The sequence below is a fragment of the Pseudomonas sp. IT-P100 genome (assembly GCF_949767185.1).
Classification (GTDB): domain Bacteria; phylum Pseudomonadota; class Gammaproteobacteria; order Pseudomonadales; family Pseudomonadaceae; genus Aquipseudomonas; species Aquipseudomonas fluorescens_B.
On record NZ_CATKQK010000005.1, the window covers coordinates 19,568 to 36,753 of the forward strand.

The window sequence follows — 17,186 nt, forward strand, 5'->3', positions numbered from 1 at the left end:
ACGGGTGGTCTCTGATGGACTTTTTTGTGGGCAGCGTTCGGCTGTCTGGCGAGGTCGATGTTGGCGCAAGGCCGGGAGAAGGAAAATCAGGAAATATGTCGTTGGGAGTGATGAAAAAACTGGGTAGTGCGCACTGAAAATGAGCGCTGTTTGCGGGGGTGCACGGGACGGGTGCAAAAGCTTAGAGATAGGTTGCGGGAGAGAAAGCTATCGCGAGCAGGCTCGCTCCCACAGGGGTTCCATGTCGTCCTCTCTACCGAGGTTGACACCGTCCCAATGAGGGAGCGAGCCTGCTCGCGATAAGGTCCGAAGGACCTTCCTGCGATATCAGAGCCGGCCGTATTCCTGAGCCGTACGGTCAACCGCTTTCAGGGTTTTGCCAACCAGTTCATCAACCTCTTCACGACTGGCAATCAACGCCGGCGCCATGATCATCCGCCCCAGCGTTGAACGAATGATCACCCCTTCTTCAAAGCCAATCGTGCGGCAGCGCCAGGCAATGTCGTTCTCGTTGGCAAAGCGCTTGCGACTGGTTTTATCTTCAGCCAACTGCAACGCCGCCACCATGCCGACGCCCTGAATATCGCCCACCAACGGGTGATTGCCGAACACCTCGCGCAAGCACTGTTGCAGGTACGGCCCGATGTCATTTTTGACCCGCGTCACCACGCCCTCATCACGCAACGCCTTGAGGTTGGCGATGGCCACCGCTGCCGCCACCGGGTGCCCCGAATAGGTCAGGCCGTGGGCAAATACCCCGCCCTGCTCTACCAATACCTGCGCCATTTTCTTCGACAGAATCAGCCCGCCCATGGGGATGTAGCCGGAGGTCAGGCCCTTGGCGATCGACAGCGTGTCCGGCTCGAAACCGAAGTGCTCGTGGGCGAACCATTCGCCGGTGCGACCGAAGCCACCGATCACTTCGTCGGCGCACAACAGCACGTCGTACTTGCGGCAGATCCGCTGAATTTCCGGCCAGTAACTGTCTGGCGGGAAGATCATCCCGCCTGCGCCCTGGAACGGTTCTGCGATGAAACCGGCGACCTTGTCGGCGCCGAGTTCGAGAATCTTCGCTTCCAGTTGCTGCGCCGCCCGCAGGCCGAATTCAGCCGGGGTGAGGTTGCCTTCGTGGGCGAAGAAATACGGCTCGTCGATGTGCTCGATGTCCGGCAGCATGCCGCCCATTTCGTGCATGAACTTCATGCCACCGAGTGCCGTCGCCGCCAGCGTCGAGCCGTGGTAACCGTTCCAGCGCCCGATCATGACTTTCTTCTCGGGCTTGCCGAGGATCGTCCAGTAACGCCGCACGGTGCGGATCAGCACCTCGTTGGCTTCGGAGCCGGAGTTGGTGTAGATCGCGTGGCTGTAGTGCCCCGGCAACAAACTGAACAACAGCTCCGACAGCTCGATCACTTGCGGGTGGGTGGTGTGGAAAAACATGTTGTAGTACGGCAGCTGCTCGAGCTGTCGGGTCGCCGCAGCCGCCAGGTCCTTGCGCCCGTAACCGAGGTTGGTGCACCACAGCCCGGACATGCCGTCGAGGTAACGCCGGCCATCGTTGTCCCACAGGTGCAGGCGCTCGCCACGGACCATCACCCGCGGTCCTTCGTCGTTGAGCGCTTTCTGGTCGACGAATGCGTGAATGTGGTGCGCAGCGTCGGCGGCCTGGTAGTCGCGGGTTTCACGTGGTGTGGTCATCGCCAGTTCTCCGTTTTGTTGTGAGCGGCTGTTATGAGCGCAGCTGAAACCAGGTGGTCTTCAACTGGGTGTATTTGTCGAATGAGTGCAGCGACAGGTCGCGACCGAAGCCGGACTGCTTGCCGCCACCGAACGGCACGGTCACGTCGAGCGCATCGACGCTGTTCACCGACACCGTGCCCGCGCGCAATTGACGCGCCACGCGGTGGGCGCGATTGAGGTCGTCGGTCCACAGCGACGCGGCCAGTCCATAGACGCTGTCGTTGGCCAGTTGCAAGGCGTGTGCCTCGTCGTCGAAGGCGGTGACCGCCAGCACCGGGCCGAACACTTCGTCGCGAAACAGCGGCATGTCCGGGCTCACGCCGGTAAAAATCGTCGGTTGAATGAAGTTGTCGGAACCGTTGAAAATCGACTGCCGACCGCCACACACCTTGGTCGCGCCCAGGCGTTCGGCCTGCTCGATGAACTTCATGATGCGCGCGGTCTGACGGCTGTCGACAATCGCCCCGGCGCTGCTCGACGGGTCCAGCGGATCGCCCGGCAACCAGCGTTCGGCCTGCGCCTTGAGACGCTCGACGAGCTCGTCATGAATCGAACGCTGCACCAGCAACCGCGAGTTGGCCGAACACACTTCGCCCTGATTGAAGAAGATCCCGAACGCGGCTTTCTCGGCCGCCAGATCCAGGTCCTGACAATCGGCGAAGACCAGGTTGGCGCTCTTGCCGCCGCATTCCAGCCACACCTGCTTCAGGTTCGATTGCGCGGAATACTGCATGAAATATTTGCCGACTTCAGTGGAGCCGGTGAAGACCAGACAATCAACGTCCGGGTGTAAGCCGAGGGCTTTGCCGGTTTGTTCGCCGAGGCCAGGCAGCACGTTCAACACGCCCGCCGGTAGCCCGGCTTCCAGCGCCAGCTGAGCCAGACGCAGGGCGGAAAACGGCGACTGCTCGGCGGGCTTGAGGATCACCGAATTGCCTGCCGCCAGCGCTGGCGCGAGTTTCCACGCGGCCATGTCCAGCGGGAAGTTCCACGGCACCACAGCGGCGACAACGCCCAGTGCTTCGCGGGTGATGGTTGCCAACACGTTTTGTGCGCTCGGGGCGATCTGGTCGTAGAGCTTGTCGAGGCTTTCGGCGTACCAGCGAAACACTCCGGCGGCGCCCGGCACGTCGATGTTGTAGGCGTCCATCACCGGTTTGCCCATGTTCAGCGAATCGAGCAGCGCCAGTTCTTCGCGGTGGGTCATGATCAGATCAGCCAGGCGCAGCAGCACGTGTTTGCGCTCTGCCGGCGAACGCGCCGCCCAGGTGCCGGCCTCGAACACCTGCCGCGCATTTCTGACCGCGACGTCGACGTCTTCAGCGCCGCACGCGGTCACGCTGGCCAGACGCTGGCCGGTGGCTGGATTGATCGCGGCGAATGTCTGGCCCGACTGCGCCGAGCGGGGTTGACCATCGATCAGGGCCTGGTCGGGAAACGTCAGCGCAGCGGCTTTGTTTTGCCAGTAGGTAAGCTCGAACACGTTCAGATGCTCCAAGGGCTTTTCTTGTGTCTGGATGGTGGCCCAGGCCCGTGTCGAGGAAAAATAGTAAAAATGTCTTCGCAGACCATGAAAAAACTGGGCAGCCCATCTCCACGGTTGCGCGGTATGTGGTTATTGTTCAGGCACAACAACACCGTCGTCAGAACGGATGCAGTCGGCGCAAAAATTGCCTGGATGTCGAGTCCATCCACCCCGAGGTTTGCCGTGGCTGCCTACAACCTGCGTCAATTGAAGTACTTCATCACCACCGTCGAATGCGGCAGCGTCGCCGAGGCGTCGCGCAAGCTGTACATCGCTCAGCCAGCGATCTCCACGGCGATCAAAGGCCTGGAAGACAGCTTCGGCGTGCAACTGCTGATCCGTCACCATGCGCAAGGCGTGTCCCTGACCCCCAGCGGTGCACGCTTCTACCGCAAGGCCCAGGAACTGTTGCGCATGGCCAAGGAGTTCGAACAAAACGCCCTGGCCGACAACGACGTGGTGGCCGGGCAAATCGACATTGGCTGCTTCGAAACCGTCGCGCCGCTGTACCTGCCGCAATTGATTGCCGGGTTCTCGGCGCTGTATCCGGGGGTGAAAATCCGCATCCGCGACGGCGAGCAGCAAGAGCTGGTGCAAGGGCTGACGTCGGGCACCTTCGACCTGGCGATCCTCTATGAACACGACCTCGACGCCACCATCGAAACCGAACCGCTGATGCCGGCGCAGCGGCCTTATGCACTGCTGCCGGCGGATCATCGCTTTGCGCAGCTCAAGCAAGTATCACTGCGCGACCTGTGCCTGGAGCCGATGATTCTGCTGGACGTGCAACCGAGCCGGACCTACTTCGTCAGCCTGTTCGAAGAGCTTGGCCTTACGCCAAACATTGCCTTCAGCTCACCGTCGATCGAGATGGTCCGGGGCATGGTCGGGCAAGGGTTCGGCTTCTCGATCCTGGTCACCCGCCCGCATTCGGAATGCACCTACGACGGGCAGAAAGTGGTGTGCGTAGACATCGTCGAAGACGTCACCGGCTCGGGGCTGGTGGCGGCGTGGCTGAAGCGCGGGCAACTGACCAAACCGGCGCAGTTGTTTGCGGATTACTGCCGGGAGCAATTGACGGCGAAGGCTGCGACAAGAACCTGAGTCAGATGACCTCGCCACAAGCAAGCTCCCTCGCCACAGGTCTTGTGTTCAGTTTCAGGGATTATTTGCGCGGCTTGATCCGCGCGGTCGCTTCGGCCACCAGCGGATCATCCGGCCAGTAATGCTTCGGATACCGCCCCTTCAAATCCTTCTTCACCTCGGCATAGGTACTGCGCCAGAAGTTCGCCAGATCCTGGGTCACCTGCACCGGCCGCCGCGCCGGGGACAGCAGATGCAACTTCACCACCTGGCGCCCACCGGCGATGCGCGGTGTTTCGGCCAAGCCGAACAACTCCTGCAACCGCACCGCCAGAATCGGCGGCTGCTCGCTGTAATCCAGGCGAATCGACGACCCCGACGGCACGCTCAAATGATGCGGTGCCAGCTCATCCAGCCGCTGCGGCAAGGGCCACGGCAGCAGGTTATGAACGATGTTCGACAAGTCCAGATTGGCAAAATGACTGAGCCGCGAGACTTTCCCCAGATACGGCATCAACCAGTGCTCGAGGCTTTTGAGCAGCGCAGCATCACTGACATCCGGCCACTCAGTCTCATTCTTGCTACCCAGATCCAACTGCCGCAACAACGCCACTCGCGCCTGCCACTGACGCAACTCCGGCGTCCACGGCAACAGCTCCAGCCCCTTGCGTCGCACCAGATTCACCAGCGCCTGACTGCGCGCGGTTTCATCGAGCCCGGTCAACGGTTCACGGCTGAGGATCAACTCCCCGACCTTGCGCTGACGCTCGGCGCGCAATACGCCTTCGCGCTCGTCCCAATCCAGCTGATCGACCACCCGAACTTGCTCGGCCAACACCGAATCGAACAGCGCCGGATCGAAATCCGCGGCCAGATAAATTCGCTCTTCACGCTGGCCCTGACGACTGCCCAGGTCGGCGATCACCAGCCATGGCTGCTTCATCAAACTGTCGGCTTCGGCGAACAACGCGGCGCGACCGTTGGCCAGGCGATATTCCGCGCCGCCCGCTCGACGTTGCTGCGCCACACGATCGGGATAGGCCAGCGCCAACAGTGCACCGAGCCAACGCGGATGATCCGGATCGCCGACCGGCTCCGACGGTTTGCCGCGCAGGTAACCGCGATACTGACGCGCCAGTTGCCGGGCCCGTTGCACGCCGCCCTGAGCACCGCGCGCGGCACGTTCTTCGCCGGACAGCAGCACCAATCGGCTGTGCAAATCGGCGCCGGCACCGCGCAGGATATCGCGCTCGCCGAGCAGTGCCGCGACATCGCTCGCCATGTCCGCCAGGCCCAGCGCCTGACCACGCAGCAACAAATGGGCGATGCGCGGATGCGCCGGCAGTTCGGCCATGGCCTGACCGTGACGGGTCAGCGTTTCACCGTCCAGTGCGCCCAGTCGATCAAGCAAGTCCAGCGCCTGGGCATACGCCGCTGCCGGTGGCACGTCGAGCCACACCAACTGCCCCGGCGACACGCCCCAGCGACCCAGTTGCAACGCCAGCCCGGCGAGGTCCGCCGATAAAATCTCCGCACTGGCGTACGCCGCCAGTTGCTCGTGCTGATCCTGCGACCACAAGCGATAACACACGCCCTGCTCCAGCCGCCCTGCCCGACCGGCGCGCTGGGTGGCGCTGGCGCGGGAGATGCGTTGCGTGTCGAGGCGGGTCATGCCGCTGCCGGGATCGAAACGCGGCACCCGCGCCAACCCGGCATCGATCACCACGCGCACGCCGTCGATGGTCAGGCTGGTCTCGGCGATGTTGGTCGCCAGCACCACTTTGCGCTTGCCTGCCGGCGCCGGCTCGATCGCGGCGCGTTGCGCGGCCAGGTCCAGTTCACCGTGCAACGGGCAGAGCAACACCTGCGTACTCTCGCCCAGCGCATCGGCCAGTTGTTGATGCACCCGGCGGATTTCCGCTTGCCCCGGCAGGAATACCAGGAGGCTGCCGGTTTCGTCGTTCAGGGCTTCGAGAATCGTCTGCACCAGACGCGGCTCGATGAATTCACCGGGCTGGAACGGCCGGCCCCAGCGCATCGCCACCGGGTACATGCGGCCTTCGCTGCGCAGGATCGGCGCGTCGTCGAGCAGCCCGGCCAGGCGTTCGCCTTCCAGCGTTGCCGACATCAACAGGATTTTCAGCGGCTGATCGTCGCGGAACAGTTCCCGGCCATTGAGGCTCAGGGCCAGCGCCAGATCGGCGTCGAGACTGCGTTCATGGAATTCGTCGAAGATCAGCAGACCCACGCCTTCCAGCGCAGGGTCATCCTGCAAGCGGCGGGTGAGGATGCCTTCGGTGACCACTTCGATACGGGTGTTGGGGCCGACTTTGCTGTCCAGCCGAATGCGATAGCCGACGGTTTCCCCGACCTTTTCGCCCAGCTCACTGGCCAGACGCTCCGCTGCCGCACGCGCGGCCAACCGGCGCGGTTCGAGCATCAGAATGGTCTGCCCGGCCAGCCATGGCTCGTTGAGCAGGGCCAAAGGCACGCGGGTGGTTTTACCGGCGCCGGGCGGTGCTTCGAGCACGGCTTCGTGGCGTGTAGCCAAGGCTTCACGCAGGGCGGGTAAAACTTCATCAATCGGCAAATAAATCATGCTGGCTCCCAAACAGAGGCGCGAGTATAACGGCGAACTGCTCGGCGTTTATCAGGGTCCTAATTCATAGAGACGCCCTTTCGTTTCAAGACTACTCAGGAGATTTCCTATGCGTGTTCCCTTTCGCTTGATTGGCGGTGTATTGGTTGCAACCCTGCTGACCCAGGTAACGGCTTGCGGATCGATTTTCTACCCTGATCGTCGCGGGCAGATCGACGGCAAGATCGACCCGGCCATCGCCGCGCTGGATGCCGTGGGCCTGCTGTTCTACATCATTCCCGGCCTGATCGCGTTTGCGGTCGACTTCGCCACCGGCGCGATCTACTACGCACCGGGCGAAACCGCGCAGGTGGCGCCGGAAAAACTCAAGGAAGCCATCGGCGCCGACGGCAAGGTCGACACCCACAAGTTGCAGACTATTCTGGAAACCGAGCTGGGCCGCAGCTTCCCGCTGGATGACCCACGCCTGATCCAGCACAAGGGCAGCACCCAGCAACTGGCCCTGCTCGGCCTGCAACCTGCCGCGTAATCGGTACACATGAAGGAATAGCCGTACCTATGATTTCCAGCTCCGAACACGCCCGCCTGTTGCGGCTGGCGACCCGTGCCTCGGTGGCGGTGGCGTGCACGTTGATCGTCGCCAAAGGCATCGCCTGGTGGCTGAGCGGTTCGGTCAGCATGCTCGCCGGGCTGACCGACTCCGTCCTCGACGGCGTTACCTCGCTGCTCAACCTGCTGGCGGTGCATTACGCCTTGCGCCCTGCCGACGACGATCACCGTTACGGGCATGGCAAGGCCGAGTCACTGGCGGGCATGGCGCAGGCGTTGTTCATTGGCGGCAGTGCAGTGCTGATAGCCCTGCAGGCTTTTGACCGGCTCAAGCATCCGGAACCGGTGGGTGCGCCGTGGATCAGCATCGGCGTGATTGTGTTCTCTCTGGCGCTGACGCTGGCGTTGCTGATGTTGCAGCATCGGGTGGTCAAGGCCACCGGTTCCAACGCCGTGCGCGCCGACTCCCTGCATTACCGTTCGGACCTGCTGCTCAATGGCAGCATTCTGGTCGCGCTAGTGCTGGCCGGGTATGGCTGGCATCAGGTGGATGCGTGGTTTGGATTGGGGATTGCCGCTTACATCCTCTGGAGCGCCATTCAGATCGCCCGGGAAAGTTTTACGGTGTTGATGGATGAGGAGCTGCCGCAGGATGTGAGCCAGCACATGCTCGAACTGGCCTGTAGCGTTCCGGGCGTATTGGGTGCGCATGACCTGCGCACACGGGTTTCCGGCAACCAGTGGTTCGTGCAATTGCATTTGGAATTGCCGGGGGAGCTGACCCTGTCAGTCGCCCACGGCATCAGCGATCAGGCGGCGGATGCGATTCATGCCGCTTACCCGCGAGCCGAAGTACTGGTGCACGCCGACCCGCAGGAAGTGGTGAACGTCGCCGGGGAGAATCAGAAACTCACCTGATACCCGCGGCTGCTCAGGCAGTTACCCTGGGCCTGACGGTAGGCTTGCACCACCGACGGGTCCGGTTGATAGGTGGCCGTGCGCGGATCGAAACCGCTCTGCTGCACCGCATATTGATAGCACTCGTACCCGTCCTGATTGACCTGCTCCGGCGACTGACCGTTGGCCGGATAGGCCACCACGTCATAACCATTGCTGACCGGTTGCGGCTGCGGTTGCACGGGCGGCTCGACCACCACGTAATCCTGAGTCGTTTCCTGGTAGGCGTAATACGAACCGGCCGCGAGGAACAACAGCGCACCACCAATCCACACTTCGCGGGCGTAATCCGGCAGGTAGCCGACGCGAATCCCGCGTGGCGGCTGCACCACCACATAACGCGGGCCCAGCGGCCGGTACCAGTAGCCGCCGGAGTAGAAATAATCCTGGCCCCGATAGGGCACGCGGTAGTCGCGGTCGGGGAAGCGGTCGATCACATGACCGGGACGATACTGCGGCCCTGGCCCCCAACCATTACCGTGCCCGTCCGGGCGACCGGCCCAGCGATGATCATCGGGACGCGGGCCGTTGTTCTGCCAGTGCGGGTTGTTGTCGTTACGCCGCGGCACGTCATTGTAGTAACCACGCTGTGGCGGCTGGGTCTGGCGCACGGTATCGGGCCGCCCCTGGATCGGCAGGTCGTTGGCCGGCAATTGGGGTGGCGGCGGCGGTGGCCGAACCGGGTTGTTGAAGTCGCGAGGCTGATTGTCTCGAGGCTGATTGTTTTGCCACTGGCTGCCATTGCGCGGCTGCCCGTTTTGCTCGAACTGGCGACTGTTGTCGCCGCGAATGATCTCGTTGTTCTGCGGGCGTGGTTGATTGTTGCCGCCATGCCCCTGATTGTTGCCCTGATGGCCGTCGCCGCGTTGCCCATTGTCGGGACCACGGTTCTGCGGCTCATCGGCCAGCGATTGCGCAGTGACACTGACACACAGCAAACCAACACCGGCCAAACGCCAGATGCGCGACTTCATGCTTTTCCTCACTGCGGGTTAGGGCCTGTACGTAAGACTGGGAAAGCACAGGCCGGTTCTGCAACAGGTTATCAGTCGCGAAACTTATTTATTGAGGGAAGCCGGCGATAAATTGCACGCAAAAGAAAAGGGAGACCCGTCGGCCTCCCTTTGAGAACTTCGTCCGTGCTCGACGCTTATGACGTCGGCTCACCTCACGCCGTCTTCTGGACAGTGTGCAGCTCGGGGGCCGGCACATCCCCGGTGGGGGTGGCGGCCGCGGCAGGCCTGATTGGGCGAGCCGCTGTGGACTGTTTGTCCGAGCAGTGATTCTGGTGATAAGAATAGGCCTGCAGCGGCGACAGATGATTGCGAAGATTGCTCAAATAAACATGACTTGCGCAATTTTTAACCCTGGATAGATAATCTGCCGCAATTGATATGACAAAGGCCTGATTGATGAGCAAACTCGACCGATACGACCTGAGCATTTTGGCGGAATTGCAGCGTGACGCGCGCATCTCCAACCAGGAGCTGGCCGAACGCATCGGCCTGTCGCCTTCACCGTGTTCGCGCCGGGTCAAGCAACTGGAGGACGACGGTTACATCACCCGCCAGGTGGCGCTGCTGGACCGCAAGATGCTCGGCTTGAGCCTGACCGCCTATGTGCTGATCGGCATGGACCGACACACACCGGAGCGGTTCGAGAACTTTGAAGCGGCCATTCGCACGTTGCCGCAAGTGCTGGAATGCAGCCTGGTCACGGGCATGGATGCGGACTATCAGCTCAAGGTGGTGGTGCCGGACATGGACCACTACCAGAAATTGCTGTTGGGGCATCTGACCCGGATTGAAGGGGTGACGAGTGTGCGCTCGAGTTTTGTGTTGAATCAGGTGTTGAACAGCACTGAACTGCCGCTGACTCATCTGCGCAGCTAATTGTGGCGAGGGAGCTTGCTCCCGCTCGGCCGCGCAGCGGTCGTAAAACCAGACAACACAGTGTGACAGATAAAATTCGGGGGCCGCTTCGCGCCCCGGCGGGAGCAAGCTCCCTCGCCACCAGTGCGACACACCGCCGCAGCCCACACCTCCACTACTCTCCCATGCCGTATACTCCAGCGCCTTTTAGCCCCGCCCGCGCTGGAGTTGCCTGATGGATCCTGCCGTATTCGAAGAGTGGATGATGACCGGACTGGTCAGCATTCTGATCATTTTCATGGGTTTCATCGTCTGGGATCTGGCGAAAAAATCCAAGGCCGGGCGCTTTGGCTCGTTCATCCTGTTCTTCGTACTCGGCCTGGGCGTGGCCGCGTTCGTGATCAAAAGCGTGGTAATCGGCCTGATCGAATCCGGGACGTTATAAGCGCGCCGGCACTTCTTTCCACTGGCCCTGATCGAGCCCTTCGATCGACCAGTCCCCGATCCTGACCCGCACCAGGCGCAACGTCGGCAAGCCGACCGCCGCGGTCATGCGCCGGACCTGACGGTTACGCCCCTCGCGAATCACCAGTTCCAGCCAACTGGTCGGCACGCTTTTGCGAAAGCGCACCGGCGGGTTGCGTGGCCACAGCTCTGGCTCATCCAGTTGCCGCGCTTCGGCGGGCAAGGTCATGCCGTCATTCAGTTCGACACCCTCGCGCAAACGCTGCAACTGCTCAGCGCTCGGCTCGCCCTCCACTTGCACCCAATAGGTCTTGGCCAGTTTGTGTTTGGGATCGGCAATCCGCGCCTGAAGCTGGCCGTCGTTGGTCAGCAACAGCAAGCCTTCACTGTCACGGTCCAGGCGTCCCGCCGGGTAGATCCCGGGGATCTCGATGTAGTCCTTGAGCGTCGCCCGCCCTTCGCCGTCGCTGAATTGCGTCAGCACATCGAAGGGTTTGTTGAACAGGATCAGCTTCGGCTCGGCCGGTGGCGCTTTGGCGACACGGCGCGGGGCTGATGAAGATGGCGCAGGCTTCACGCCAGGGCGGCGGGAAACGGGACGTTGAGGACGGGACATGGCGAAGAGAACATCTAACGGTCAGGGCTGCTAATGCTAGTGCCCCGACCGCCAAATGACCATGACAACCGTTACCGGAACGGCGGCTCGTCGAAGCTGCGCAGCTTGCGCGAGTGCAACGAGTTGAGTTCGGTGCGCAACAGGTCCACCGCCTCGATACCGATCTTCAAGTGCTGGCTGACCGCGCGCTCATAGAAGGCGTTGGCCGAACCCGGCAGCTTGATTTCGCTGTGCAGCGGTTTGTCCGAGACACAGAGCAACGTGCCGTACGGCACCCGCAAGCGATAACCCTGGGCGGCGATGGTGCCGCTTTCCATGTCCACCGCCACGGCGCGGGACAGGTTGATCAGCGGACGCTCCTGGGCCCAGCGCAACTCCCAGTTACGGTCGTCGTAGGTCAGCACGGTGCCGGTGCGCAGGCGTTTTTTCAGCTCGTCGCCCTTCTCGCCGGTGATGTTGGCGGCCGCTTGCTGCAACGCCATCTGCACTTCGGCCAGGGCAGGAATCGGAATGTTCGGCGGCACGACCCGGTCGAGAATCCCGTCGCGGCGCATGTAGGCGTGAGCCAACACGTAGTCGCCAATGGTCTGCGACTGACGCAAACCACCGCAATGACCGATCATCAGCCAGCAATGCGGACGCAGCACCGCCAAATGGTCGGTGATGTTCTTGGCGTTGGACGGGCCGACGCCGATGTTCACCAGGGTCACACCATGACCGTCACTGGCGATCAGGTGATAGGCCGGCATCTGATAGCGGTGCCAAACCACACCGGCCGCAATCGCCGAGGCTTCACCGTGGTCCATGCTCTTTTCGATGATCACGTTGCCCGGTAACACCATACGCACGAAACGCGGGTCGCTGCGCAACTGCTCCAGGCCATGAACGATGAACTGGTCAACGTAGCGGTGGTAGTTGGTCAGTAGAATCCACGGTTGCACATGGCGCCAGTCGCTGCCGGTGTAATGCACCAGGCGGCGCAGAGAGAAATCCACCCGCGCCGCATCGAACAGGGCCAGCGGCAGCGGATCGGTGTTTTCCCAATCGTACAGACCGTCAGCGATGCCATCGGTGGCGGCAGACAGGTCGGTGCTCGGGAACACCCGCGCCAGCACGGCAGCGGTCACGCCGGAACCGGCTAGCTCATCGCCCTGCTCGACCACGTAGGGGTAAGGAATGTTCTGCTGGCTGATGCCGACTTCCACGGTCACGGTGAAGTCGTGCATCAACGGTACGAGTTGCTCCAGCAGGTATTTGCGGAAAGCCGCCGGATGGGTGACGGTGACGCTGTAAGTCCCCGGCAATTGCACCTTGGCGTAGGCACGGGTGGTTTGTGGGACTTCGCCTTGGCAATGGTAGGTCAGACGCAGTTCAGGATAACGAAACATCGCACGCTGTTCGGCGTCCGGTTCAACTCGATCCTTGAGATAACGCTTGAGCGCCTGGTTCAGCGCGGTGGTGGCACGATTGTGCAGGTGAGCAAGCCGGTCCACGGCTTCCTCGGCGGTTTGAACGACAACAAAAGCTTCGGTCACGATCAGCATCCTGTGTTCTGACTTGCAGGTCTTCATCTTGCCTGCATCGTCGCGTCACGGGAACAGTGGCGTGTTGATACACAGACACCAGGTTCACCATGCTCCTACATTGAGTCCGTGATGTTTACAAAAGCGGGGTTGACCGGGCGACGATCGCTTCCACATCCAATCCCCGAGGCAACGCACCGTACACTCGGCCGCCGCCATTCAGACGACTGGCGATAAAGGCATCGCTGACCGCCGAGTTGCCCGCCTCCAGCAACAACCTGGCCTGCAGCCCCAAGGCAATGTCTTCGGTGAGCTGGCGGGCACGATACTGAATGTCGCTGGTGTCCTTGAAAGCGGCCTGCAATTGGCTGATGTGCGCCGCCAGGCGTTTGTCGCCATGACCATCGCCCAACTCGCTGAACAGCACGTCGAGCACACCCGGTTCTTTCGACAGCGCCCGCAGGACGTCCAGGCATTGCACGTTGCCGGAACCTTCCCACGTCGAATTGACCGGCGCCTCACGGTACAAACGCGGCAGGATGCTGTCTTCGACATAACCCGCGCCGCCCATGCACTCGGCGGCTTCGTTGATCATGGCGGGCGCGCGTTTGCAGATCCAGTACTTGCCCACCGCTGTCACCAGACGGGCGAATTTCGCTTCATGTTCATCGTCCAGATGATCCAGCGCCTTGCCCATGCGCAGGCTCAACGCCAGGGCTGCTTCGCTTTCCAGCGCGAGATCGGCGAGCACGTTCTGCATCAACGGTTGTTCACTGAGCCGCTTGCCGCCAACCCTGCGATGAGCGCAGTGATGACTGGCCTGGGTCAACGCCTGGCGCATCAACGAGCTGGAACCGACCATGCAATCGAAGCGGGTCATGGCCACCATTTCAATGATGGTCGGAACGCCGCGCCCTTCTTCACCGACCATCCACGCCAGTGCACCGCGGAATTCGACTTCACTGGACGCGTTGGAGCAATTGCCGAGTTTGTTCTTCAGGCGCTGGATGTAGAACTGATTGCGCGTGTCGTCCGGACGATGGCGCGGCAGCAGGAAACAGGTCAAACCCTTGTCGGTCTGCGCCAGGGTCAGGAACGCATCGCACATCGGCGCGGAACAGAACCACTTGTGGCCCACCAGTTCATAGGCCTGCCCCGGACCGCCGGCACCGACCGGATACGCCTTGGTGGTGTTGGCCCGCACATCGGTGCCGCCCTGCTTCTCGGTCATGGCCATGCCGATGGTGACGCCGGCCTTATGCGCCATGCCGACGTTGCGCGGGTCGTATTCGGTGGCGAGGATTTTAGGCAGCCACTGCTCGGCCAGATCCGGTTGCAGGCGCATCGCCGGGACGCTGGCGAACGTCATGGTCAGCGGGCAACCGCTGCCGGCTTCGGCCTGGCTGTGCAGGTAGGTCATGGCGGCGCGGGCAACGTGAGCGCCGGACTGCGGATGCGCCCAGGGCAGCGACGTCAGCCCGTGTTCGATCGCCGTGCGCATCAGTTCGTGATACGCCGGGTGAAACTCCACCAGGTCGATGCGATGACCATAACGGTCGTGACTGCTGAACACCGGCTTGTTCTGGTTGGCCAGAAACCCCGCGTCCATCAGCGGCCCGCCGGCCAGCGCGCCATAGGCGTCGATCCGCGATTCGGCCCAACCGGCCCCGAAACGCCGCGACCACTCCTGCAACGGCAAATCGATGCGATACAGGTTAGTGCCGTCCAGCGACGGTGGCTGGTTGGTGACTTCGTGGGTTTCGGCGAACTGATGCAGGTTCATGACGGGGCTCCTTTGGTCAGCCAAGGGATTCAGTTAATCACTGCCCCGAGGCCGAACAAAGTGGCATATCCGCCTAACTGTCGGCGCTTTCGCCTTGTTCTGGACAGAGCACCCGACGATAAAGGGCAGCCTGCAAGTCTTCGAATTTCACCGGCTTGCTCAGGTGATCAATCAAGGCACCCGTTGGGCAGCGTTCCCGATCAGCGCTCAAGGCAATCATGAACACCGGCAATTGCTCGCAGCCCGGCAGCGCACGGATCTGGCAGCACAGTGACGCGCCATCCAGCGACGGCAATTGGCCATCGATCAGCACGGCATCAAAGGTTTCACGCTGCAAGAGATCCAGCGCGGCCACGCCAATGTCGGCCGTTCGCACCCGGAACCCGAGCTTGAGCAACATGCCGCGCATCACCAGCTGATTAATGCTGTTTTCATCCACCAGCAGCACGGTGCAGTCCTGCGGCAGGCGCAGACGCGGGAACTCCCGCGTCATCATGGGCGTTGAGACTCGCTCTACCACTGGCAACTCAAACTCGACGTCGAGCTGGAAGCGACTGCCACGACCGGGCTCAGAGCGGTGAGTCAGATGCCCGCCAAGCAAGTCGACCAGTTGCCGACAGATCGCCAGGCCGACGCCCAGACCGCCGTATTCCCGGGTCATCGAGCCGTCGAGCTGGAAAAAGCGCTGGTACAGCGTCGCCTCGCCCAAATCGGTGAAGCCGATACCGGTGTCGATCACTGCAAAGGACAGTGCCACCCGGTCGGGGCCTACGGGTTTACCCGTGACCCGCAACGCCACGCCGCCCACACGAGTGAACTTGATGGCGTTGTCCAGCAGGCATTCCAGGCATTGCGCCAACTTGATGTTATCGCCGTGCAAACGGTCCGGCAGGCCTGGCGCGAGGTCAACCTTGAAGTCCAGTGACTTGCCTGACGCATTGCCTTCGAACTGCACCCGCAGGGCATCGACCACACTGCGCAAACTGAAGGGGGACGCATTGGCCTTGAGCTTGCCGGCCTGCAATTCGGTCAGGGTGAGGATGCCGTTGACCATGCGCATCATGTCTCGCGCCGAACCGGCGGCCGTTTGCTGGTATTGCTCCAGTTCCGGGTCCATCTCGACGGTTTGCATCAATTCCAGCGAACCGATCACACCGTTCATGGGTGTGCGCAATTCGTGGGTCAGCGTGGCGAGGAATTCATCCTTGAGCTTGTTGCTGTGCGCCAGTTGCTGGTTGAGCACTTCGAGTTTTTGCCCGGCATCGAACAAGGTCTGCGCCTGTTGCTCGCGCATGGCGTTGATGCGGTCGGCCAGGGCCAGGGACAACAGGGCCACTTCGATGGCCGAGCCGATCTGGCTGGAATACATGGTCAGGAACACGTTCGGCAGGTAACCCAGCACCATCAGCGTGTTGATGATGCCGCCGAGCAAAAACGCCGACCAGGCGATGATGAAATACCGCGCCACCCGCAGGCCGCGCCACCAGGCGAAAAACCCCGCGGCGAAAATCACCACGGTGAACGTCAGGGCCAGCGTCGTCGCCAGACGCAAGGCCAGGGCGTAACTGGTCATCAACGACAACCCGACGACCACCGCCCCGAATGCAATCAACGCCAGCAGCAAGCGATCGAGCCAGCGATTGAGGGTCGCCGTTTGCAGGAAGCTGCGGGCGAACTGACTGCCGAACAGCCCCGCACAACCGATGAAGAACGGCGTCGCGGCGTTGGCCCACCAGGGATTGTTCGGCCAGAAATATTGCACGGCCGCGCCGTTCACTGACAGTTGATACAGCCCGAACGAGGCAATGTAGAAGATGTAATAGAGGTAGCTGGTGTCGCGCACGCTGAGGTAGATGAACAGGTTGTAGACCAGCATCCCCAGCAACACGCCGTAAATCAGGCCCAGCACGTAGAGCCGCACCGGCTGTTCTTCAAGGAATGCCGTGCTCGACCACAACGTGACCGGCGCCTGGATCGACCCTTCGCTCTGCAGGCGCAGGTACAGGGTTTGCGGTTGGTCCGGGGTGAAGTTCAGATCGAACAAATAGTTGTTCTGGCGAATTTCGCGACTGTCGAACGGCAAGGCATCGCCGGTCTGACGGGCCAATCGATAGGCACCGGCAGCATCGGGCAAGTACAGGTCAAGGTGATCGAGGGGAGGATAGGCCAGCTCCAGCAACCACGTCCGTTGGGTCGCGGGGTTGGTCGGGCGGTAATTCAAGTCGATTTTCAGCCAGAACACCGAACGCGAGTAGCCGGCGTTGAGGGTGGCTTTATCGTGGGGCTTGAAGTGTCCGGCCGCCGCTTGCGCACGGATATCGTCGATGGTCGCCTGACCATCGGCATCTTCGAACACTTGCAGGGTTCGGCCCAAGGGCAGGCTTTGAGTGAATTCATCGAATTCGACTGCGCTCGCCATAAGGGGCAAGCAAAACAGCAACATCAGCAAATAGCGCATTTAAGCCCCAGCGTGGC

General features: G+C 61.8%; 13 protein-coding genes. 5 read left to right on the forward strand and 8 right to left on the reverse strand.

Annotated elements, in window-relative coordinates:
* Positions 1–327: 327 nt before the first annotated feature.
* A complete protein-coding gene (locus tag ACM6IQ_RS04015) occupies positions 328–1,698 on the reverse strand; it encodes an aspartate aminotransferase family protein (protein WP_017340923.1) in 1,371 nt (456 codons plus the stop codon).
* 31 nt (positions 1,699–1,729) lie between these two features.
* Positions 1,730–3,223 (reverse strand): aldehyde dehydrogenase, encoded by a 1,494-nt coding sequence (locus ACM6IQ_RS04020; protein ID WP_414878118.1) that lies wholly within the window; start codon positions 3,221–3,223, stop codon positions 1,730–1,732.
* 225 nt (positions 3,224–3,448) lie between these two features.
* On the opposite strand from ACM6IQ_RS04020, the gene ACM6IQ_RS04025 reads away from it, so the two are divergent.
* Positions 3,449–4,369, forward strand: a complete 921-nt coding sequence (locus ACM6IQ_RS04025; RefSeq protein WP_031319135.1) for a LysR substrate-binding domain-containing protein — start codon at positions 3,449–3,451, stop codon at positions 4,367–4,369.
* Between the two features lie 61 nt (positions 4,370–4,430).
* Here the strand turns inward: ACM6IQ_RS04025 and hrpB are convergent, their stop codons facing one another.
* Positions 4,431–6,947: an ATP-dependent helicase HrpB gene (hrpB, locus tag ACM6IQ_RS04030; RefSeq protein WP_414878119.1), complete on the reverse strand. Its 2,517-nt coding sequence runs from the start codon at positions 6,945–6,947 to the stop codon at positions 4,431–4,433.
* A gap of 109 nt (positions 6,948–7,056) precedes the next feature.
* On the opposite strand from hrpB, the gene ACM6IQ_RS04035 reads away from it, so the two are divergent.
* Both ACM6IQ_RS04035 and ACM6IQ_RS04040 read left to right on the forward strand, forming a co-directional pair.
* Positions 7,057–7,476 carry a hypothetical protein gene (locus ACM6IQ_RS04035; protein WP_017340970.1) on the forward strand — a complete coding sequence of 140 codons (420 nt, stop codon included), beginning with the start codon at positions 7,057–7,059 and terminating at the stop codon, positions 7,474–7,476.
* 29 nt (positions 7,477–7,505) lie between these two features.
* Entirely contained in the window at positions 7,506–8,414 is a 909-nt protein-coding gene (locus ACM6IQ_RS04040; protein ID WP_017340971.1) for a cation diffusion facilitator family transporter, read from the forward strand.
* Here the strand turns inward: ACM6IQ_RS04040 and ACM6IQ_RS04045 are convergent.
* Positions 8,399–9,427 carry a DUF6515 family protein gene (locus tag ACM6IQ_RS04045; RefSeq protein WP_414878120.1) on the reverse strand — a complete coding sequence of 343 codons (1,029 nt, stop codon included), beginning with the start codon at positions 9,425–9,427 and terminating at the stop codon, positions 8,399–8,401. The genes ACM6IQ_RS04040 and ACM6IQ_RS04045 overlap by 16 nt on opposite strands.
* A 438-nt stretch (positions 9,428–9,865) precedes the next feature.
* Here ACM6IQ_RS04045 and ACM6IQ_RS04050 point away from each other — a divergent pair, with 438 nt between their 5' ends.
* Complete coding sequence (locus tag ACM6IQ_RS04050; protein ID WP_007894448.1) at positions 9,866–10,345, forward strand: Lrp/AsnC family transcriptional regulator; 480 nt, start codon at positions 9,866–9,868, stop codon at positions 10,343–10,345.
* Between the two features lie 214 nt (positions 10,346–10,559).
* The gene (locus tag ACM6IQ_RS04055) at positions 10,560–10,769 is read left to right on the forward strand and encodes a DUF2788 domain-containing protein (RefSeq protein ID WP_007937369.1); all 210 of its coding nucleotides are present in this window, start codon (positions 10,560–10,562) and stop codon (positions 10,767–10,769) included.
* Here ACM6IQ_RS04055 and ACM6IQ_RS04060 read toward each other — a convergent pair.
* The 4 genes from ACM6IQ_RS04060 to ACM6IQ_RS04075 all read right to left on the reverse strand — a co-directional run bounded on the left by ACM6IQ_RS04060 (position 10,764) and on the right by ACM6IQ_RS04075 (position 17,169).
* A complete protein-coding gene (locus tag ACM6IQ_RS04060; RefSeq protein WP_017340973.1) occupies positions 10,764–11,405 on the reverse strand; it encodes a pseudouridine synthase in 642 nt (213 codons plus the stop codon). The two genes, ACM6IQ_RS04055 and ACM6IQ_RS04060, sit on opposite strands and share 6 nt — an antisense overlap.
* 71 nt (positions 11,406–11,476) lie before the next feature.
* Entirely contained in the window at positions 11,477–12,976 is a 1,500-nt protein-coding gene (gene amn / locus ACM6IQ_RS04065) for an AMP nucleosidase (protein WP_193393003.1), read from the reverse strand.
* An 88-nt stretch (positions 12,977–13,064) separates the two neighbouring features.
* Positions 13,065–14,711 (reverse strand): acyl-CoA dehydrogenase family protein, encoded by a 1,647-nt coding sequence (locus ACM6IQ_RS04070; protein WP_017340975.1) that lies wholly within the window; start codon positions 14,709–14,711, stop codon positions 13,065–13,067.
* Between the two features lie 73 nt (positions 14,712–14,784).
* A complete protein-coding gene (locus ACM6IQ_RS04075) occupies positions 14,785–17,169 on the reverse strand; it encodes a 7TM diverse intracellular signaling domain-containing protein (RefSeq protein ID WP_414878121.1) in 2,385 nt (794 codons plus the stop codon).
* Between the last annotated feature and the right edge of the window lie 17 nt (positions 17,170–17,186).